The organism is Streptomyces sp. NPDC031121, from assembly GCF_055570615.1.
In genome coordinates this window covers 79,914-99,703 of the sequence record NZ_JBVIGV010000019.1, presented here as the reverse complement: position 1 = coordinate 99,703, position 19,790 = coordinate 79,914, and the positions used below count along the sequence as shown (strand labels likewise).

Below are 19,790 nucleotides of genomic sequence, written 5' to 3'. Positions count from 1 at the left end.
GCCGGGGGGAAAGAGGGGAGGGGAGGGAGGGGTTCTGGGGCGGTGGCCTTGGCCTCGGGGGGGGGGAAGGGTGGGGGGGAAAGGGGGGGGGGGCCCCGGACAGGGGGTGTTCCCTCCCCCCGCCGTCGTTTTCCGCCCGCCCCTCCAGGGGGCGGGGCGACGCATGATCGGGACGTGTGCGGCGGAGCCGCCGAGCGCCCGCCGGCCCTACGCGGTGTGCTGCGCCACCAGGGCCAGAGCCGCCACGAGGACCACCAGGAGCGCGATGAGCACCATGGGGTTCAGGCCTGCGAAGGGACCCTCCTGCTGGAGGCGCTCCCGGTTCGCCCGGCACACCGGGCAGCGGCCCTGACTGACGGGCGCGGCGCAGTTCGCGCACACGAGCCGGTCATATGTCATGCGCTCTCCTCCTCTCGTCCCCTTGTACAACGCGCGGGGGAACGAGACCGTTCCCCCTACCACTGTGCCAGCTCCGGAGGCATTCGGCGCGGCCCGTCCGGGCAATCGCGGACAGCCTCCCCCGTCCCGCGGGACATATCGGGCAACTACGGGCGCCGGGTCCCCACCCGGTGCCCGTTCGCGTATGGTCACGCACACCTACTCCCGGCGACCGTGGTGCACCCGTGATCCGATTCGACAACGTCTCCAAGTCCTATCCGAAGCAGAACCGCCCCGCACTCAGAGATGTCTCCCTGGAGATCGCGAAGGGCGAGTTCGTCTTCCTGGTCGGCTCCTCCGGCTCCGGCAAGTCCACCTTCCTGCGGCTCGTCCTGCGGGAGGAGCGGGCCACCCACGGCCAGGTCCACGTCCTCGGCAAGGACCTCGGCAAGCTCTCCAACTGGAAGGTCCCGCAGATGCGGCGCCAGTTGGGGACCGTCTTCCAGGACTTCCGGCTCCTGCCCAACAAGACGGTGGCGCAGAACGTCGCCTTCGCGCAGGAGGTCATCGGCAAACCGCGCGGCGAGATCCGCAAAGCCGTCCCGCAGGTGCTGGAACTCGTAGGCCTCGGCGGCAAGGAGGACCGCATGCCGGGCGAGCTCTCCGGCGGTGAGCAGCAGCGCGTCGCGATCGCCCGCGCCTTCGTCAACCGCCCCGCCCTGCTCATCGCGGACGAGCCCACCGGCAACCTCGACCCCCAGACGTCCGTCGGCATCATGAAGCTGCTGGACCGCATCAACCGCACCGGCACCACCGTGATCATGGCCACGCACGACCAGCAGATCGTCGACCAGATGCGCAAGCGCGTCATCGAACTCGAACGGGGCCGCCTCGTCCGCGACCAGTCGCGCGGCGTCTACGGCTACCAGCACTGAAAGGGCCCACCCAGACGTCATGCGCGCCCAGTTCGTCATGTCGGAGATCGGGGTCGGTCTCCGCCGCAACCTGACCATGACCTTCGCGGTCGTCATCTCCGTGGCCCTGTCGCTGGCCCTGTTCGGCGGCTCCCTGCTCATGCGCGACCAGGTGAGCAAGATGAAGGGCTACTGGTACGACAAGGTCAACGTCTCCATCTACCTGTGCAACAAGAGCGACGCGGAGGACAGCAGCGAGCTCGGCAGCCGGGCCTGCGCCAAGGGCGCGGCGACGCCCGAGCAGAAGCAGCAGATCCAGACCGACCTGGAGAAGATGGAGCTCGTCCAGACCGTCCACTACGAGTCCTCCGACGAGGCGTACAAGCACTACAAGGAGCGCTTCGGGCACACTGCGCTCGCCTCGGTGATCACCCCCGACCAGATGCCCGACTCCTTCCGGGTGAAGCTGGTGAAACCGGAGAAGTACAAGGTCATCACGACGGCGTTCGCAGGCCGCGACGGCGTCCAGTCGGTGGCCGACCAGCACACCGAGCTGGACAACCTCTTCCAGATGCTCGGCTACCTCAACTGGGCCGCCCTCGGCATCATGCTGATCATGCTGGTGGTGGCGCTGCTGCTGATCGTCAACACGGTGCGGGTGTCGGCGTTCAGCCGGCGCCGCGAGACCGGGATCATGCGGCTGGTCGGCGCCTCCAGCTTCTACATCCAGGTGCCGTTCATCATGGAGGCCGCGTTCGCCGGGCTGATCGGCGCCGTGTTCGCCTGCGTGATGCTCGGTGCGGGCCAGTACTTCGTCATCGACCACGGCGCCTCGCTCCGCACGAAGATGGAGCTGATCAACTTCATCGGCTGGGACGAGGTCCTGACCAAGCTGCCGCTCGTGCTGGCGATCGGCGTGCTGATGCCGTCGCTTGCGGCGTTCCTCGCGCTGCGCAAGTACCTCAAGGTGTGACGAGTGCCCCGTGTGCGCCGGGTCCAACGGGCCGTGCCCGAAGGGCCCTTGTCCTAGACTCGGCCGTATGCAGGGTCTCCCCAGCTTCTGTCTGCGGCCCCGCGACCTGCGTCGCGGGGCCGTCCTCACGTGGGCGTTCGCCACGGCCGTCACCACCGCCGCCGCCATGGGCTGCTGGGACGGGGCCGGCGCCGCCGGCGCCTCCTCCGGCACCTTAACGGCCGCCGCAGCGCCCGCCGGAGGGGCCGGTCCCGGGCCCGGCGCGGCGGCCACCGCCCCGGGGGGCGGCACCGCCGACCGGGAGGCCGTCGCCCGCGCCGCCGCCGAGGCCGTCGCCGAGGGCAAGTCCGGCAAGAAGGCCGCGCAGGAGGTGGTCAGCCGCAGCGGCGACCGCTGGGGCGTCGTCTACGACCGCGGCGAGTTCCAGGACTTCGCCGACGAGCTCGACGGCCGCTGGACCGGCGTCGGCCTCTGGCCCGAACGCGGCGCCGACGGCGCCATCGGGATCGCCCGCGTCCAGCCCGGCGGGCCCGCGGCCCGCGCCGGCATCGCCGCCGGGGACCGCCTCGTCGCCGTCGACGACCGCCCCGTCACCGGCCTGAAGACCGCCGAGGTCGTCGCCCTCCTGCGCGGCGAGGCCGGCACCCCCGTCGCCCTGCACACCGCCCGCGAGGGCGCCGAGACCTCCCGCACCGTGCGCCGCGAGCAGCTGCGGGCCGAGCCCGTCACCGTCCGCACGCTGCCCGGCGGGGTCACCGTCATCAAGGTCGCCGCCTTCACCCGCGGCTCCGGCGCCCGCGTCCGCGACGCCGTACGGGCCGCCCCGCCCGGCGGGGGCGTCATGCTCGACCTGCGCGGCAACCCCGGCGGGCTGATCACCGAGGCCGTCGCCGCCGCCTCCGCCTTCCTCGACGGCGGGCTCGTCGCCACGTACGACGTCAGGGGCGAGGAGCGCGCCCTGTACGCCGACCGCGGCGGCGACACCGCCCGCCCCCTGGTGGCCCTCGTCGACGGCGGGACCATGAGCGCCGCCGAGCTCGTCGCCGGCGCCCTGCAGGACCGCGGCCGGGCCGTCGCCGTCGGCACCCGCACCTTCGGCAAGGGGTCCGTCCAGATGCCGACGCAGCTCCCCGACGGCTCGGTGGCCGAGCTGACGGTGGGCACGTACCGCACCCCCGGCGGCCGCAGCCTCGACGGGACCGGGATCACCCCCGACCTGGCCGCCCCCGACCGGGCCGAGGAGCGGGCGCGCACGGTATTGGGTGGCCTCGGGGTGGGCCCGTAGTGCGAAAATGACCAGCACTATGGCTAAGGAAAAAGGGCGCAAGCTGATCGCCCAGAACAAGAAGGCGCGGCACGACTACGCCATCCTCGACACCTACGAGTGCGGCATCGTGCTCACCGGCACCGAGGTGAAGTCCCTGCGCCAGGGACGGGCCTCGCTCGTCGACGGCTACGTGTCGGTGGAGGGCCGCGAGGCCTGGATGTACAACGTGCACGTGCCGGAGTACAGCCAGGGCACCTGGACCAACCACAGCGCCCGGCGCAAGCGGAAGCTGCTGCTGCACCGGGAGGAGATCGACAAGCTGGAGTCGAAGGCGCAGGAGAGCGGCCACACCGTGGTGCCGCTGGCCCTGTACTTCAAGGACGGCCGGGCCAAGGTCGAGATCGCGCTGGCGAAGGGCAAGAAGGAGTACGACAAGCGGCAGGCGCTGCGCGAGAAGCAGGACACGCGGGAGACGAGCCGCGCGATCGCGGCGGCCCGGCGCCGGCAGCGCGGCGAGCGTTAATCACCTGGCACGCGGTGGTCCACTTCGCGTACCATGGGCTGCGCACCCACCCCGCGGGGCGGGCGCACCTTGAAAAATCAACATGGGGATGATCGGTTTCGACAGCGGATGTCGATGTAGGGGAAGCGAGCCGAGGAAGCGGCAATGATCTCGCTAACCACATGTCGCAAAAAAATAATCGCCAACTCCAAGAGCGATAACTCCCGCTTCGCCCTCGCTGCCTGATAGCAGTGAGCTGAAGCCTCTGTGAGGAGCGTCAGCCCGGAAGTGGTCCCGGTCCGGATCCTGGCGTCGACTAGGGATCTAAACCTCTAGCCCCGGTCACGGGGGTTGGAGGGAAATCAAACAGTGACTGAGCCCGTCGGAGACTTGTCCGTGTGATCTCCGGGGCCGAGAAAATCGCAGCGGACTGCGCTCGGAGAAGCCCTCCTTTGGCACCGTTGGACGCGGGTTCGATTCCCGCCATCTCCACTCATCCCATGTGGGCGAAGGCCCCCTGACCTGCGAATCTCGCCAGGTCAGGGGGCCTTCGTCATGCGGGAGCACGACGGGAGCACCGCCTTTCGGGGAGCGTCGCGGATACGGTGGTGTGTCAGGTGCCTGGGCGCGGAGGCGGACCGCTGTCGGCAGTGATGACCTCGATCTGGCAACGCGGCTGCTGAACGCCTCGTTTGATGCGCACGTCCGCCGTCAGCAGGGGGACGCCCAGTGCCTCGGCGAGCGCGACGTACGTGGCGTCGTAGGCGGAGAGGTTGGCGTACAGCTTTCGGATCCGGGGGAGCAGGGGGCCCGTCTCGTGCCGCTGTACGCGCAGCCCCTGGTAGGTCTTGAAGTGCTCGTCGAGGCTCGCGGGGGCGATTTTGGAGCCGCGTGCCATACCCAGAAGGACGGAGGTGATCTCGGTGTCCAGCAGGTAGGGAGCGCCGAGAAGGTCTTCCTCGCCGATGCGCCGGCGCGCAGCGGCGCCCCGGGAGCCCCTGTCCGTGAGGAACAGGACCAGGGCGGAGGAGTCCACGACGATCAACGGCCCGTCCTGCCCGCGTCGATGGCGTCGAGGACGTCCTGGATGTCGATGTCCTCCGTGGCGTAGCGCTCGGCCCGGTCGGCCATTTCGGCGAGCGTGGGCTGGGTGGCATCTCGGATGACGAGGCTGAGCAGGTAGCTCTGGAGGGACTGCCCGGCCTCGGCGGCCCGGACCTTTATGCGGCGGGCGATGTCATCGGGGACTTCCCGGATCGTGAACGCAGTCATGACCGCATTTTATCGTCGGTGCAGTCACTTTGCAGTCAATCCGGATGGCGCGACCGCCGAGCCTCCGGTCGCCTGCCGGCCGCGGGGCCTTCGTCATGCCGCCCCGCCTTCCGGCGAACCGATGTCAGTCGGAGTAGTGGTACCGAGCCATGAGAATCTTCACTTCCTTGTCGTCGGCCCGGTAGACGAGGCGGTGTTCGTCGTCGATCCTGCGGGACCAGTAGCCGGTCAGGTCGCCCTTGAGTGGTTCGGGCTTCCCGATCCCCGTGAAAGGAGACCGCTGGACTTCGCCGATCAGGCGGGTGATGCGCCTCGCCATCTTCCGGTCCGCCCCCAGCCGGAAGAGGAAGTCCTCCCAGGCCGCCGGGTCGAAGTGGATGCTCCTCACTCCTCACCGGCCAGCGCTTGGAGCTCTTCCATGCTCTTGGCGACGGCAGCCGTACCGGCCCGGTCCCGTTCCACGGCCTCCATGAGTCGCCGTGCATTCGCCGGCGAGCGCAGGAGGTACACCGTTTCCTGCCAGGCGTCGTAGTCGTCCGCGGACATCAGAACCGCATCCCCGCTCTTGGAGCTGATCCGCACGGGTGTGTGGTCGTTGTTGACGCGCTCAATGAGGGGGAACAGGGTCTTGCGGGCTTCGCTCGCACTGATGGGCACGTGGCGCACCTCCTCTGGTACCCAAAAGGGGTACCAGTCTGGTACCTGCTTACGGTACCGGTTGAGTCGCTCGGCGGCGCAGGGTGGCGGACAGGAGGAGGGCCGTGGCGGCGGCGGCCGCGGGGAGGGCGTAGGGGACGGTCGTGCCGAAGCGGTCGACCAGGGCGCCCGCCGTGGCGGAGCCCGCGGCTATGCCGGCCAGGGTCGCCGTGACCGCGAGGGTCATGCCCTCGTTCAGGCGCTCCGGCGGGACCGCCGCGTGGACGCGGGACATCGCCGTCACCATCGTCGGGGCCGTGGACATGCCGGCCAGGAGCAGGGCGCAGCCGGTCAGGGCCACCGAGTCCGCGGCCGCCGCCGCCCAGGGCAGGGCCATGGCCGCGGCCGTCGCCGCCAGGCACAGCCGGAGGTCCAGCGGCCTGCGGGTGCCGTACAGCAGGCCCGCCGCGCACGAGCCGGCGGCCTGGAGGGCGAGGATCGGGCCGGTGGCCGCGCCCAGGCCGTGCCCGTCCAGGTAGGCGATGGACGCGACCTCCATCGTGCCGAACACCGCGCCCAGGGGCAGGAACAGCGCGAGCAGCGGGCGGACGGCGCGCAGCGGGGCGGAAGTGCGGAGGACCGGGGAGGCGGGCGGCTCGGTGGCGCGCTGCGAGGTGAACAGCAGCATCCCGGCGAGGAGGAGCACGGCTCCGGCCAGGGTGCCGGCCTCGGGGAAGACGGCCGAGCACAGGAGCGCCGCCACGACTGGACCCAGCATGAAGCACAGTTCGTCGGCGGCCTGCTCGAAGGACATCGCGGTGTGGTGCGCGGCCGGGGAGCCCTTCAGCAGGTGGGTCCAGCGGGCCCGCGACATGCCGCCGATGTTCGGGGTCGTCGCGGTGGCCGCGTAGCTCGCGAACAGCGTCCAGGCCGGCGCGCCGGTGCGGACGCACGCGACGAGCGCGAGCGAGCCGAGCACCGCGACCAGCGTCGCGGGTACGGCGATCCGGGCCTGCCCGTACCGGTCGACCAGGCGGGCCGTCCACGGCGCGACCAGGGCCGTCGCCGCGAGGCCCGTCGCGGTGACCGCGCCGGCCAGGGCGTACGAGCCGCGCTGCCCGGCGATCATCATGATCGCGCTCACTCCGAACATCCCCATCGGCAGCCTGGCCAGCAGGTTCCCGGCCGTGAAGGCGCGGGTGCCGGGCAGGGCGAACAGCCGCGCGTACGGGCCGGGGGCCCTGCGGCGGGCGGGGGCCTGGGCGGTGCGGGCGATGACCAGCGTCGAGCCGGTGACCGTGAGGCGCGGGCCGTCCGCCGCGGGGCGGTGGGCGCGGGCCGGGCGGAACGGCGCGGGGGAGGGCAGGCGGCGGGGGGAGGGCAGGGCGCGGTCGGGGGCGGTGGTCGTGTGCGGCATGCATCCAGGTTCGGCGGCGGGGGGCCGCCCGGTCCAACACCTCTTCCCCGCCCATTGACCGCATCCTGTTGTTAGTCTCGGCGCGTGAATCCCCGCGACGTCGACCCCCGGCTGCTGCGCGGCTTCCTCGCGGTCGCCGAGGAGCTGCACTTCACGCGTGCCGCCGCCCGCCTGTACACCGCCCAGCAGGCCCTCAGCCGCGACGTGCGCCGCCTCGAACAGGGCCTGGGCGCCGCCCTGTTCACCCGCACCACCCGAGCCGTCGAGCTGACCGCCGACGGCGAGCGGCTGCTGCCGCTGGCCCGCCGGGTGCTCGCCGCCCACGAGGAACTCGCCGCCGCGTTCACCGGCCCCCGCCCGCTCCTCGTCGACGTCAACACCGACGGCCCCAGCAGCGCCCGCACCGTACTGGACCGGGCCCGCGAACTCGCCCCGGACTGCGAGCTGATGGCCCGCTTCGAGAGCGGCCTCACCCACGCCGCCGCCGAGCTCGCCGCCGGCCGGCTGGACGTGGCGTTCGGCTACGTCCACGGCCTGGAGCCCGCGCTGCGCCGCCGCCTCGACCACATGCCCGTACGCTACGAGCCGCTCGCCGCGCTCCTGCCCGACGGGCACCCGCTGGCCGACCGGCCCGGCGCCCCGCTGCCGGTCGGCGCGCTCGCCGGGCAGCAGGTGTACGCGGGCGCCGGCAACCCGCGGACCCTGGAGTGGACCCGGCTCGCCCGCGAACTCTTCGAAGGGCGCGGCATCGCCCTCGCGCCGCACGCCCCGGTCGCCATCGGCAAGGAGGAGTTCCGCCGGGTGATGGCCAAGACCCGCAACCCGGTCCTCGTCACCGTCGACTTCACCGACCTGCCCGCCTGCACCAAGCACCCGCTCGCCGACCCGCTGCCGCTGTCCCCGCTGTCCATGGTGTGGCGCAGGGGCTTCGCCCACCCGGGCCTGGACGCGCTGCGGCGCGCCGCCCGCGGACTCGCCGCCGAACGCGGCTGGCTGGAGGTGCCCGCCGGCGCCTGGCTCCCCGCCGCGGCGCTCACAGGGGCCCCGGGCAGCGGGTGAGTGCAAGGTTTCCCGCCGGTCATCCGGCGGGGACCAGGGCCGAAACGCGCCGTTCCTAACGTCGTCCCCACGGACCGACGGCAGTGGAGGCCTGTGATGACCCGTACGACCGCACCGCGCAAGGGGGGCCGCTGGATCGAGCGGTGGGACCCGGAGGACGAGCAGTTCTGGAAGGAGACCGGAGAGCGGATCGCCCGCCGCAACCTGCTGTGGTCGGTGGTGAGCGAGCACATCGGCTTCTCCATCTGGTCCCTGTGGTCGGTGATGGTGCTGTTCATGGGGCCCGAGTACGGGATCGACCCGGCCGGGAAGTTCTTCCTGATCGCCACCGCCACCTGCGTCGGCGCCCTCGTCCGCATCCCGTACACCTTCGCCGTCGCCCGGTTCGGCGGCCGGAACTGGACCGTCGCCAGCGCCCTGCTGCTGCTCGCCCCGACCACGGCCGCGCTGGTCGTCATGGAGCCCGGGACCCCGTACGGCGTCTTCCTCGCGGTGGCCGCCCTGACCGGCGTCGGCGGCGGCAACTTCGCCTCCTCCATGACGAACATCAACGCCTTCTTCCCGCTGCGCAAGAAGGGCTGGGCGCTCGGCCTGAACGCGGGCGGCGGCAACATCGGCGTCCCCGTGGTGCAGCTCGCCGCGCTCCTCGTCATCGGGACCGCGGGCGCCGGCCACCCCCGGCTGCTCCTCGCCTGCTACCTGCCGCTGATCGTCCTCGCGGCCGTCCTCGCCCTGCTGCGGATGGACAACCTCGCGCCGCTCCGCAACGACGGCGGCGCGCTCCGCGAGGCGGCCCGCGAGCGCCACACCTGGCTCATGGCGCTCCTGTACGTCGGCACCTTCGGCTCCTTCATCGGCTACAGCTTCGCCTTCGGGCTGGTGCTCCAGACACAGTTCGGCCGGACGCCGCTCCAGGCGGCCTCGATCACCTTCGTCGGGCCGCTCCTCGGCTCGCTGGTCAGGCCGGTCGGCGGGGCGCTCGCCGACCGGTTCGGCGGGGCCCGCATCACCCTCGGCAGCTTCGCGGCCATGGCGGCCGCGACCGGCGTGGTCATCCACGCCTCCCTGCGGGAGTCGCTGCCGGTCTTCCTCGTCGGGTTCACCGCGCTGTTCGCCCTCAGCGGCATCGGCAACGGCTCCACGTACAAGATGATCCCGGGGATCTTCCAGGCGCAGGCCCTCGCCCGCGGCATGTCCGGCGAGGCCGCCGCCGCGTACGGGCGCAGGCTCTCCGGCGCGGCCATGGGCCTGATCGGGGCGGTGGGCGCGCTCGGCGGACTCGGCATCAACCTCGCCTTCCGCGAGGCGTTCCGCACCACCGGGTCCGGCACCGGTGCCTTCGCCGCCTTCCTCGCCTGCTACGCCGTGTGCGGCGCGGTCACCTGGGCGGTATACCTTCGCCGGCCCTCGGGGCCGTCCCGCCCGGAGCCCGAGGTCGAGGCGAAGCCGCAGCTCACCTCCGTGTAACGGCGGTTAACGGCCCCGAAATACGACGGAACCGGCCCTGACACGCAGAGTTGACAGGCTCGGTTCCGTCACGCGGCACCCGCGCCGCGAACGTGCTACAGAGCCACCGCCGAGGCAGGTCACCATGGACGACGACACGCACCCCGCCGCCCCCGCCGACACCGCCGACGCCGCGCCCGCGGCCCCCGCCGCCGGCGCGCCCGCTGGGGCGGGGCCCGGGCCGGGGCCGCTGGCCGGGTTCACCGTCGGGGTCACCGCGGCGCGCCGCGCGGACGAGCTGATCGCCCTGCTGCGCCGGCGCGGGGCCGCCGTCCTGCACGCCCCCGCCCTGCGGATCGTCCCGCTCGCCGACGACAGCGAACTCCTCGCCGCCACCGAGCAGCTCCTCGACCGGGCGCCCGACGCCGTCGTCGCCACCACCGCGATCGGCTTCCGCGGCTGGATCGAGGCCGCCGACGGATGGGGCATCGGCGAGGAGCTGCTGGGCCGGCTCCGGGCCGCCGAACTCCTCGCCCGCGGGCCCAAGGTCAAGGGCGCCATCCGGGCGGCCGGGCTCGTCGAGGCCTGGTCCCCGCAGTCCGAATCGCTCGCCGAGGTCCTCGACCGGCTCCTCGCCGCCGGCGTCGCCGGCCGCCGCATCGCCATCCAGCTGCACGGCGAACCCCTCCCCGGGTTCGTCGAGGCGCTGCGGGCCGGCGGCGCCGACGTCGTCGTCGTGCCCGTCTACCGCTGGATGGCCCCCGAGGACCCCGCGCCGCTGGACCGGCTGCTCGACGCGGTCGCCGCCGGGAGCGTCGACGCCGTCAGCTTCACCTCCGCGCCCGCCGCGGCCTCGCTGCTGGCCCGCGCCGAGGAGCGCGGCCTGTCCGGCCAGGTGCTGGCCGCGCTGCGCGGCCCCGTCCTGCCCGCCTGCGTCGGCCCCGTCACCGCCGTACCGCTCCAGGCCCGCGGCATCGACACCGTGCAGCCCGACCGGTACCGCCTCGGACCCCTCGTCCAGCTGCTGTGCCGGGAGCTGCCCGGCCGGGCCAAAACCCTGCCGGTCGCCGGCCACCGCCTGGAGATCCGCGGCCACGCCGCCCTCGTCGACGGCGGGCTGCGCCCCGTCCCCCCGGCCGGCATGGCCCTGCTGCGGGCGCTCGCACGGCAGCCCGGCTGGGTCGTCGCCCGCGCCGAGCTGCTGCGCGCCCTGCCGGGGGCCGGCCGGGACGAGCACGCCGTCGAGACGGCCATGGCCCGCCTGCGCGGCGCCCTCGGCACACCGAACCTCATCCAGACGGTGGTCAAACGGGGCTACCGGCTGGCCCTGGACGCCGGCGAGTGCACACCGGACCGCTGACCGCGCGCCGCCCCGCCTCCTGGATGCGGCGACCCGCTCGGGCTACCGTGCCCGGATGATCATCGACGGGGTGGGGATGCGGTACGCCGAGCCGGGCGACGCCGCCGCGCTGGCCGGCGTACTGGCGCGCAACCGGGCGTACATGGCTCCCTTCGAGCCCTGGCGGTCCGAGGTGTTCTACACCGAGGCCGGCCAGCGCGCCCGCATCGAGGGCCTGCTCGCCGAACGCGACGAAGGGCGCCTCCACCCCTACGTGGTCACCGACGCCGCCACCGACGCGCCCATCGGCGTGATCAACCTGGGCGGCGTCTCCCTCGGCCCCTTCCGCAGCGGCGGCGTCGGCTACTGGATCGACCGGGCCCACACCGGCCGCGGCGCGGCCACCGCGGCCCTCAGGGAGGTCTGCCGGATCGCCCGCGACGAGCTGCGCCTGCACCGCGTCGAGGCGTCGACCCTCGTCGACAACCCCGCCTCCCAGCGGGTCCTCGCCAAGGCCGGCTCCAGCCGGATCGGCCTCGCCCCCGGATACCTGCACATCAACGGCGCCTGGCGCGACCACGTCCTCTTCCAGCGGCTCCTGAACGACGACCCGCCGCTGTAGCCCCGGCCGCCCCGCCGCCCGTACGGGGGGTTCCGCAACCACCGCGGGCGCGGCACTCTGAAAGGCGCGTCCCTCGACACGAGGCGGTGACGGGCATGTGGTTCGACTCCGGGCGCGTGTGCCTGGACCTGGTGGCCACCTCCTCCGCCCCCGCGGGCGCCGAGGAGCTGTACGACGGCGACGAGCTGCGGCTGTGGCTCGCCGGAGCCGGGCTCGTGCCCGACCGGACGCCGCTCGCCCGCGTCGGCCCCGACTGGGTCGCGGCCTTCCGGGCCCTGCGCGCCGACGTGGCCTGCCTCGTGCGCGCCGCGCTCACCGGGACCACCCCCGACGGGGGCGCACTGGCCCGGGTCAACGCGCTGGCCGCCGGCCCACCCCCGGGTCTGTGCGCCGTACAGGACCGCGAGGGGCACCTCGTACGGGAGCTGTGCGGGGGCGTCGAGTGCGGGGCGCTGCTCGCCGCGGTCGCCCGCGACGCGGTGGAACTCCTGACGGACCCAGGCGACCGGGCCCTGCTGCGGTGCTGCTCCTCTGCCGGCTGCACCCGCATCTACCTGGACACTTCCCGCGGGCACCGGCGCCGCTGGTGCTCCAGCGAGCTGTGCGGGAACCGGGAGCGCGTCGCCCGCCACCGCCGCCGCACCACCGGGTCCCGCCCACGGCGGTGATCCTCCCCCGGCGACCGGAACGGGAGTGCGGACAGGGTGCGGCTTCGCGTACGGTTGACGGTCGCCCATGCACGTCAGAAGGGGGCCTTTGGTGGCCGCGCAGGATGCCGCTGTCGACAACACGGCGGATTCCGTCCGCGATCGGGAGATCGCGATCGAGCAGACGCACCTGGACCAGGTGTACCGGCGCCTCGAGGAGAAGATCGACGAGGCCGAGTTCCTCATGAACGACGCGGCCAAGCGGGGGCAGGTCGGCACGCCCGGCGCGCTCGCCGAGCGCGACGCGCAGGTCTTCCGGGCCGGGATCCACCTCAACCGGCTGAACAACGAGTTCGAGGACTTCCTCTTCGGCCGCATCGACCTGCTGCTCGGCAAGGACGGCGAGCGCGGTCCGGACGGCGCCCACACCTCCGTCGAGCCGGCCGACGACGCGATCCGCGAGGACCTCACCGCCGACATCGCCGAGACCCTGCACATCGGCCGCATCGGCGTCCTCGACGCCGACTACTCGCCGCTGGTCATCGACTGGCGGGCGCCGGCCGCCGCCCCGTTCTACCGGTCCACGCCCAAGGAGCCCGGACGGGTCGTGCGCCGCCGCGTCATCCGGTCCAAGGGGCGCCGCGTCCTCGGCGTCGAGGACGACCTGATGCGCCCCGAGGTCACCGCCTTCCTCGACGGGCGCGAGCTGCCCGCGATCGGCGACGGCGCGCTGATGGCCGCCCTCGGCCGGGCCCGCACCCACTCCATGCGCGACATCGTCTCCTCCATCCAGGCGGAGCAGGACCTCGTCATCCGGGCGCCCGCCGCGTCCGTCGCCGAGGTCGCGGGCGGCCCCGGCACCGGCAAGACCGCCGTCGCCCTGCACCGCGCCGCCTACCTGCTCTACCAGGACCGGCGCCGCTACTCCGGCGGCATTCTGATCGTCTCGCCGACCCCGCTGCTCGTCGCGTACACCGAAGGAGTCCTGCCCTCCCTCGGCGAGGAGGGCCAGGTCGCCATCCGCGCGCTGGGCTCGCTCGTCGACGGCGCCGAGGCGACCGCGTACGACGAGCACGCCGTGGCCCGCGTGAAGGGCTCCTCCCGGATGCTCAAGGTGCTCCGCAAGGCCGTCCGCGGCGCGCTCGAACTGGGTGACGCCCCCGAACGGCTGCGTGTCGTCGCCTTCTCCCGCCGCGTCGAGCTGGAGGCCGAGGAGCTGGACCGGATCCGGCAGAACGCCCTCGGCGGCACCGCCCCCGTCAACCTGCTGCGCCCCCGCGCCCGCAAGCTGCTGCTGGACGCCCTGTACGCGAAGACGGGCGCGGCCGGGCGGCACAGCGACCCGGAGCTGGCCGCCGAGCTGCGGCAGGCCTTCGACGAGGACGTCTCCACCGAGGACGCGTTCATCGACTTCCTGAACGCCTGGTGGCCCGAGCTCACCCCGCGCGCCGTGCTCGCCGCGATGGCCGACGAGCGGCGCCTGGGCCGCTGGGCGCGCCGCGTCCTCGCCCCGCGCGAGGTCCGCAGGCTGGCCCGCTCGCTGCGCCGGGTGGGTCCCGCCGGGGACGGCCCGCTGTCCGTGCACGACGTGGCGCTGCTGGACGAGCTGCAGCAGCTGCTCGGCGCCCCGGCGCGGCCGAAGCGGAAGCGGGAGGCGGACCCGCTGGACCAGCTCACCGGCCTGCAGGAGCTGATGCCGGTGCGCGAGGAGAGCCAGTGGGAGCGGGCGGAGCGGATCGCCGCCGAGCGCACCGAGTACGCGCACGTCATCGTGGACGAGGCGCAGGACCTGACGCCGATGCAGTGGCGGATGGTGGGCCGCCGCGGGCGGCACGGCACCTGGACGGTGGTCGGCGACCCGGCGCAGTCCTCCTGGATCGACCCGGAGGAGGCGGCCGCGGCCCGTGACGAGGCGTTGGGCACCCGGCCGCGCCGGCGGTTCACCCTGACCGTGAACTACCGCAACCCGGCGGAGGTCGCCGAGATCGCGGCCCGCGTGCTGAAGCTGGCCATGCCGGGGATGGAGCCGCCGTCCGCGGTGCGCTCGACCGGGCTGCGGCCCCGCTTCACCGTCGCCCACGGCGACCTGGCGGCGGCGGTGCGGGAGGAGGCCCGGAGGCTGCTGGAGCAGGTGGACGGCACGGTCGGCGTGGTCGTCTCCATGGACCGGCGCGAGGAGGCGGCGGGCTGGCTCGCCGAGCTCGGCGAGCGGGCGGTGGCGCTGGGCAGCCTGGAGGCCAAGGGCCTGGAGTACGACGCGACGGTGGTGGTCTCCCCGGCGGAGATCGCCGGCGGCAACAGCCGCGAGGAGGTCGAGGCGGGCGAGTTCCCGGCGGGCCTGCGCGTGCTGTACGTGGCGCTCACCCGGGCGACGCAGCAGCTGACGGTGGTCTCCACCGAGCGGGACGCCCCGGACGCGTCGGGCCTGCCCTCGCTGCTGCGCCCGTAGGGCCGGCGGCCCCGCCCGGGCTGCGGCCCGCGGGCGTAGGCCACCCGCGTGGCGGCGCGAGCGGGACTCGACCGGAGGGGGACCGCCCCGGCGGATCCTTTGTTAGCCTGGGTACGACACCGGCTCGATCCAAGCCCCCGGGCCCAACCTTCGTCGCTTCGAGCGACCACTTGCCGCGAGGCGAGCATGGCGGGCCGGTGTCTCGGCTTCAGGGTCCGCGCCCCTCACCACGAGGGGCGCGGACCCTTTTTCGCGTCCCGGTTCGGGTTCCACGTGCCCCACTTCTCTCGTATGGTGGAAGAGTTCTTCCGAATTTCGTAGCTGGTTACCGGCTACCGGTCGGTAGGTGGGACGATCGGACAACAGGTCCCGCCGCGCCCAAATGCAGCGGGCCTGTGCACAGACGTAAAAACAGGGACAGAAGAGGAAACACGGCCATGGCAACGGCGCCCAGCGTCTCGTACTCGATGACGGTCCGCCTGGAGGTGCCCGCGAGCGGAACCGCGGTCTCCCAGCTCACCACGGCCGTGGAGTCGTCCGGCGGGTCGGTCACCGGCCTCGACGTGACCGCGTCCGGCCACGAGAAGCTCCGCATCGACGTCACCATCGCCGCGACCTCCACCGCCCACGCCGACGAGATCGTCGACAAGCTGCGCGGCATCGAGGGCGTCAGCCTCGGCAAGGTCTCCGACCGCACCTTCCTGATGCACCTCGGCGGCAAGATCGAGATGGCGTCCAAGCACCCCATCCGCAACCGCGACGACCTGTCGATGATCTACACGCCCGGCGTGGCCCGCGTCTGCATGGCGATCGCCGAGAACCCCGAGGACGCCCGACGCCTCACCATCAAGCGCAACTCCGTCGCAGTCGTGACGGACGGCTCCGCCGTGCTGGGCCTCGGCAACATCGGCCCGAAGGCCGCCCTGCCGGTCATGGAGGGCAAGGCCGCCCTCTTCAAGCGGTTCGCCGGCATCGACGCCTGGCCGATCTGCCTGGACACCCAGGACACCGACGAGATCGTCTCCATCGTCAAGGCGATCGCCCCCGGCTTCGCGGGCATCAACCTGGAGGACATCTCCGCGCCGCGCTGCTTCGAGATCGAGGCCCGCCTGCGCGAGGCCCTCGACATCCCCGTCTTCCACGACGACCAGCACGGCACCGCGATCGTCGTGCTCGCCGCCCTCACCAACGCACTGCGCGTCGTGGGCAAGGCAGTTGGGGACGTGAAGGTCGTCATGTCGGGCGCCGGGGCGGCCGGCACGGCCATCCTGAAGCTGCTCCTGGCCGCCGGCGTGAAGAACGTCGTCAGCGCCGACATCCACGGCGTCGTGCACGCGGGCCGCCCCGACCTGGTCGACGCCGCCGAGGACTCGCCGCTGTGCTGGATCGCCGCGAACACCAACCCCGAGGGCTACACGGGCACGTTGAAGGAGGCCGTCGTCGGCGCCGACGTGTTCATCGGCGTCTCCGCCCCGAACGTGCTCAGCGGGGAGGACGTCGCCGCGATGGCCGAGGGCGCGATCGTGTTCGCGCTCGCGAACCCGGACCCGGAGGTCGACCCGGCGGTGGCCCGCCAGACGGCCGCCGTAGTCGCCACGGGCCGCTCCGACTTCCCGAACCAGATCAACAACGTGCTGGTCTTCCCCGGCGTCTTCCGCGGCCTGCTGGACGCCCAGTCCCGCACCGTGAACACCGACATGATGCTCGCCGCCGCGACCGCCCTCGCCGACGTCGTCGGCGAGGACGAGCTGAACGCGAACTACATCATCCCGTCCGTCTTCAACGACAAGGTCGCGGGCGCGGTCGCCGGCGCCGTCCGCAAGGCCGCCCAGGGCGCGGCCGCCGCTGTGACGACGCCCACGTCCGGCTGAGCCGCGTCCCGGCGCGTCGCGGGATGCGGGCCGGGCGGGCCCCCTCTAGTGTTGCGGGGATGCCCACGAGGACCGGGACGCGCATCCCACCAGTGCGGACGGAGCGTCACCGGGGCGTGACTGTGGCGCTTTTCGTGTGACCCTGGCGGGTGCCGGATTGGCGTTCCCGCCGCTGGTGGGGGCAGGATGCGTAACCGGGCGCGAGGGTCTGACGTTCAGACCCGGGTCCGGGGACTGTCCGAGGGCCCTGGCAGCATCGGCTTCGATCTCACGCCTCCAAGGCAAGTTGAACACGGGAGTACAACATGAACCGCAGTGAGCTGGTGGCCGCTCTGTCCGAGCGCGCCGAGGTGACCCGCAAGGACGCCGACGCCGTTCTGGCCGCGCTCGCCGAGACCGTCGGCGAGATCGTCGCCAAGGGCGACGAGAAGGTCACCATCCCCGGCTTCCTGACCTTCGAGCGCACCCACCGTGCCGCTCGCACCGCGCGCAACCCGCAGACCGGCGACCCGATCCAGATCCCGGCCGGCTACAGCGTGAAGGTCTCCGCGGGCTCCAAGCTCAAGGAAGCCGCCAAGGGCAAGTAACTCCGCCCTTGCGCCGAGGGCCGCACAGGCACTCGGGACGGCAGCGGTACGGAGAACGCCGAAGGGCGGCCACCCCGCGGGGGTGGCCGCCCTTCGGCCTGTCTGGATGCCCGGTCCGGTGCTGCTGCCCGGATCGGCCCGGCAGGGCCCCCGCAGGGGCCCCCGACGCCTCAGACGAGGTCGCCGCCCGGCAGCTCGACCTTCGCACCGAGCTCGACGAGCTTCTCCATGAAGTTCTCGTAGCCGCGGTTGATCAGGTCGATGCCGTGCACCCGCGAGGTGCCCTCGGCCGCCAGCGCCGCGATCAGGTACGAGAACCCGCCGCGCAGGTCGGGGATGACCAGGTCGGCGCCCTGGAGGCGGGTGGGGCCGGAGACGACCGCCGAGTGCAGGAAGTTGCGCTGGCCGAAACGGCACGCGGAGCCGCCCAGGCACTCGCGGTACAGCTGGATGTGGGCGCCCATCTGGTTCAGCGCCGAGGTGAAGCCGAGCCGGGACTCGTAGACCGTCTCGTGGACGATCGACAGGCCCGCCGCCTGCGTCAGCGCCACGACGAGCGGCTGCTGCCAGTCGGTCTGGAAGCCGGGGTGCACGTCCGTCTCCAGGGCGATGGCGTTCAGCGGGCCGCCGGGGTGCCAGAAGCGGATGCCCTCGTCGTCGATCTCGAAGGCGCCGCCCACCTTGCGGTAGGTGTTCAGGAAGGTCATCATCGAGCGCTGCTGGGCGCCGCGCACGTAGATGTTGCCGCCGGTCGCCAGGGCCGCGGAGGCCCACGAGGCGGCCTCCAGGCGGTCCGGGAGCGCCTTGTGGTTGTAGCCGCCGAGGCGGTCCACGCCGGTGATCCGGATGGTCCGGTCGGTGTCCATCGAGATGATGGCGCCCATCTTCTGCAGGACGCAGATCAGGTCCTCGATCTCGGGCTCCACCGCGGCGTTGCTGAGCTCGGTGACGCCCTCGGCCAGCACGGCCGTCAGCAGCACCTGCTCGGTCGAGCCGACGGACGGGTACGGGAGGCGGATCTTGCAGCCGCGCAGCCGCTGCGGGGCCTCCAGGTACTGGCCGCCCTCGCGCTTCTCGATCGTCGCGCCGAACTGGCGGAGCACGTCGAAGTGGAAGTCGATCGGCCGGCCGCCGATGTCGCAGCCGCCGAGGCCCGGGATGAAGGCGTGGCCGAGGCGGTGCAGCAGCGGGCCGCAGAAGAGGATCGGGATGCGGGACGATCCCGCGTGGGCGTCGATGTCGGCGACGTTCGCGCTCTCGACGTGCGTCGGGTCGAGCACCAGCTCGCCCGGCTCCTCGCCGGGGCGCACGGTCACGCCGTGCAGCTGGAGCAGCCCGCGCACGACCCGCACGTCGCGGATGTCGGGAACGTTGCGGAGCCGGCTGGGTTCGCTGCCGAGCAGAGCGGCGACCATGGCCTTGGGCACGAGGTTCTTCGCACCGCGGACACGGATCTCGCCCTCCAGCGGGGTACCGCCGTGGACAAGCAGGACATCGTCTGTGCCGGTCATGAATCTCGCGTTCCGGAGGGGGTCCACCCGGCAGGGCCGGGGGAGACGGGCAGGGGCCAGGGAAAAGGGTAAGGGGCACGGGGGGTCTGTCCGTAAGGCCGACGCGGCCGTGGGGCTGTCATGAATTGGCCACAACACCCACCGTGTCCACCCCATGGCGGAGTGTCGTATTCCGCCGGGTCGGAGCGGCCGGGCGCCGCCGTGCGCCGCACGGAACCGGAACAGGCGCTCGGCGCTGCCGCCGTGCGCCCGCCGTCCCTCCGGTCCGATGCCGCGCCCGCTCCCCCGAAAGGCGAATGTGCGGGATCATGTCGGCATGACCGAGGTGTCCTCCCTCACGGGGCGGCTGCTCGTGGCCACCCCCGCCCTCGCGGATCCGAACTTCGACCGCGCGGTCGTCCTCCTGCTCGACCACGACGAGCAGGGCTCGCTCGGCGTCGTCCTCAACCGCCCCACCCCCGTCGGCGTCGGGGACGTCCTGCTGCCGTGGGCGGCACTGGCCGGCGACCCCGGAGTCGTCTTCCAGGGCGGCCCCGTGGGCCTCGACTCGGCCCTCGGCATCGCCGTCATCCCCGGCGAGGAGGGCCCCCTGGGGTGGCGCCGCGTGCACGGGGCGATCGGCCTCGTCGACCTGGAGGCCCCGCCGGAGCTCCTCGCCGCCGCGCTCGGCTCGCTGCGGATCTTCGCCGGGTACTCGGGCTGGGGCCCGGGCCAGCTGGAGGCCGAGCTTGGCGAGGGCGCCTGGTACGTGGTGGACTCCGAGCCCGGCGACGTCTCCTTCCCCGACCCCGAGCGGCTCTGGCGGGCGGTGCTGCGGCGGCAGCGCAGCGAGCTCGCCATGGTCGCCACGTACGCCGACGACCCGTCGCTCAACTGAGCCGGGCACGGATCGGTACCCTG

20 protein-coding genes and 1 other RNA gene are annotated in these 19,790 nt (G+C 73.0%); 14 read left to right on the top strand and 7 right to left on the bottom strand.

All coding sequences use genetic code 11. The features are described from left to right. Positions 1-207: 207 nt before the first annotated feature. Positions 208-399, bottom strand: a complete 192-nt coding sequence (locus tag ACZ462_RS29650) for a hypothetical protein (protein WP_467806980.1) — start codon at positions 397-399, stop codon at positions 208-210. Between the two features lie 224 nt (positions 400-623). Here ACZ462_RS29650 and ftsE point away from each other — a divergent pair, with 224 nt between their 5' ends. The 5 genes from ftsE to ssrA all read left to right on the top strand — a co-directional run bounded on the left by ftsE (position 624) and on the right by ssrA (position 4,529). Next, a complete protein-coding gene (gene ftsE, locus ACZ462_RS29645) occupies positions 624-1,313 on the top strand; it encodes a cell division ATP-binding protein FtsE (protein WP_467806981.1) in 690 nt (229 codons plus the stop codon). Between the two features lie 19 nt (positions 1,314-1,332). After that, positions 1,333-2,265: a permease-like cell division protein FtsX gene (gene ftsX, locus ACZ462_RS29640; RefSeq protein ID WP_467806983.1), complete on the top strand. Its 933-nt coding sequence runs from the start codon at positions 1,333-1,335 to the stop codon at positions 2,263-2,265. A 67-nt stretch (positions 2,266-2,332) separates the two neighbouring features. Next, positions 2,333-3,550 (top strand): S41 family peptidase, encoded by a 1,218-nt coding sequence (locus tag ACZ462_RS29635; protein ID WP_467806984.1) that lies wholly within the window; start codon positions 2,333-2,335, stop codon positions 3,548-3,550. Positions 3,551-3,569: 19 nt separating this feature from the next. Then, positions 3,570-4,055, top strand: coding sequence for an SsrA-binding protein SmpB (gene smpB, locus ACZ462_RS29630; protein WP_467806986.1), 486 nt, complete (start codon positions 3,570-3,572; stop codon positions 4,053-4,055). Between the two features lie 84 nt (positions 4,056-4,139). Next, positions 4,140-4,529: a transfer-messenger RNA gene (gene ssrA, locus ACZ462_RS29625) on the top strand. A 118-nt stretch (positions 4,530-4,647) separates the two neighbouring features. Here ssrA and ACZ462_RS29620 read toward each other — a convergent pair. From ACZ462_RS29620 to ACZ462_RS29600, 5 genes are all read right to left on the bottom strand, one after another. Continuing rightward, the gene (locus ACZ462_RS29620; protein WP_467807057.1) at positions 4,648-5,070 is read right to left on the bottom strand and encodes a type II toxin-antitoxin system VapC family toxin; all 423 of its coding nucleotides are present in this window, start codon (positions 5,068-5,070) and stop codon (positions 4,648-4,650) included. A 5-nt stretch (positions 5,071-5,075) separates the two neighbouring features. Beyond that, positions 5,076-5,306, bottom strand: coding sequence for a FitA-like ribbon-helix-helix domain-containing protein (locus ACZ462_RS29615; protein ID WP_467806987.1), 231 nt, complete (start codon positions 5,304-5,306; stop codon positions 5,076-5,078). Positions 5,307-5,430: 124 nt separating this feature from the next. Continuing rightward, positions 5,431-5,694 (bottom strand): Txe/YoeB family addiction module toxin, encoded by a 264-nt coding sequence (locus ACZ462_RS29610; protein WP_467806989.1) that lies wholly within the window; start codon positions 5,692-5,694, stop codon positions 5,431-5,433. Then, positions 5,691-5,963 carry a type II toxin-antitoxin system Phd/YefM family antitoxin gene (locus tag ACZ462_RS29605; protein WP_467806991.1) on the bottom strand — a complete coding sequence of 91 codons (273 nt, stop codon included), beginning with the start codon at positions 5,961-5,963 and terminating at the stop codon, positions 5,691-5,693. The genes ACZ462_RS29610 and ACZ462_RS29605 overlap by 4 nt, the downstream gene beginning before the upstream one ends. Before the next feature lie 49 nt (positions 5,964-6,012). After that, a complete protein-coding gene (locus tag ACZ462_RS29600) occupies positions 6,013-7,359 on the bottom strand; it encodes an MFS transporter (RefSeq protein WP_467806992.1) in 1,347 nt (448 codons plus the stop codon). 84 nt (positions 7,360-7,443) lie between these two features. Here ACZ462_RS29600 and ACZ462_RS29595 point away from each other — a divergent pair, with 84 nt between their 5' ends. The 8 genes from ACZ462_RS29595 to ACZ462_RS29560 all read left to right on the top strand — a co-directional run bounded on the left by ACZ462_RS29595 (position 7,444) and on the right by ACZ462_RS29560 (position 17,379). Beyond that, complete coding sequence (locus ACZ462_RS29595; RefSeq protein ID WP_467806993.1) at positions 7,444-8,418, top strand: LysR family transcriptional regulator; 975 nt, start codon at positions 7,444-7,446, stop codon at positions 8,416-8,418. A 96-nt stretch (positions 8,419-8,514) separates the two neighbouring features. Next, positions 8,515-9,885, top strand: coding sequence for a nitrate/nitrite transporter (locus tag ACZ462_RS29590; protein ID WP_467806994.1), 1,371 nt, complete (start codon positions 8,515-8,517; stop codon positions 9,883-9,885). A gap of 124 nt (positions 9,886-10,009) precedes the next feature. After that, entirely contained in the window at positions 10,010-11,224 is a 1,215-nt protein-coding gene (locus tag ACZ462_RS29585) for a uroporphyrinogen-III synthase (RefSeq protein WP_467806995.1), read from the top strand. Between the two features lie 55 nt (positions 11,225-11,279). Beyond that, complete coding sequence (locus ACZ462_RS29580; RefSeq protein ID WP_467806996.1) at positions 11,280-11,825, top strand: GNAT family N-acetyltransferase; 546 nt, start codon at positions 11,280-11,282, stop codon at positions 11,823-11,825. 95 nt (positions 11,826-11,920) lie between these two features. Then, entirely contained in the window at positions 11,921-12,493 is a 573-nt protein-coding gene (locus tag ACZ462_RS29575; protein WP_467806997.1) for a CGNR zinc finger domain-containing protein, read from the top strand. A gap of 91 nt (positions 12,494-12,584) precedes the next feature. After that, on the top strand, positions 12,585-14,921 hold the full coding sequence (locus tag ACZ462_RS29570; RefSeq protein WP_467806998.1) for a HelD family protein: 2,337 nt from the start codon (positions 12,585-12,587) through the stop codon (positions 14,919-14,921). A gap of 437 nt (positions 14,922-15,358) precedes the next feature. Then, positions 15,359-16,792, top strand: coding sequence for an NAD-dependent malic enzyme (locus tag ACZ462_RS29565; protein WP_467806999.1), 1,434 nt, complete (start codon positions 15,359-15,361; stop codon positions 16,790-16,792). Between the two features lie 305 nt (positions 16,793-17,097). Then, on the top strand, positions 17,098-17,379 hold the full coding sequence (locus ACZ462_RS29560) for an HU family DNA-binding protein (protein ID WP_007264399.1): 282 nt from the start codon (positions 17,098-17,100) through the stop codon (positions 17,377-17,379). Between the two features lie 170 nt (positions 17,380-17,549). On the opposite strand, the gene murA is transcribed toward ACZ462_RS29560, so the two are convergent. Next, entirely contained in the window at positions 17,550-18,890 is a 1,341-nt protein-coding gene (murA, locus tag ACZ462_RS29555; protein ID WP_114057733.1) for a UDP-N-acetylglucosamine 1-carboxyvinyltransferase, read from the bottom strand. A 316-nt stretch (positions 18,891-19,206) separates the two neighbouring features. Between murA and ACZ462_RS29550 the strand changes: the two genes are divergently transcribed. Continuing rightward, a complete protein-coding gene (locus ACZ462_RS29550; protein ID WP_467807001.1) occupies positions 19,207-19,767 on the top strand; it encodes a YqgE/AlgH family protein in 561 nt (186 codons plus the stop codon). The last annotated feature ends 23 nt before the right edge of the window (positions 19,768-19,790 follow it).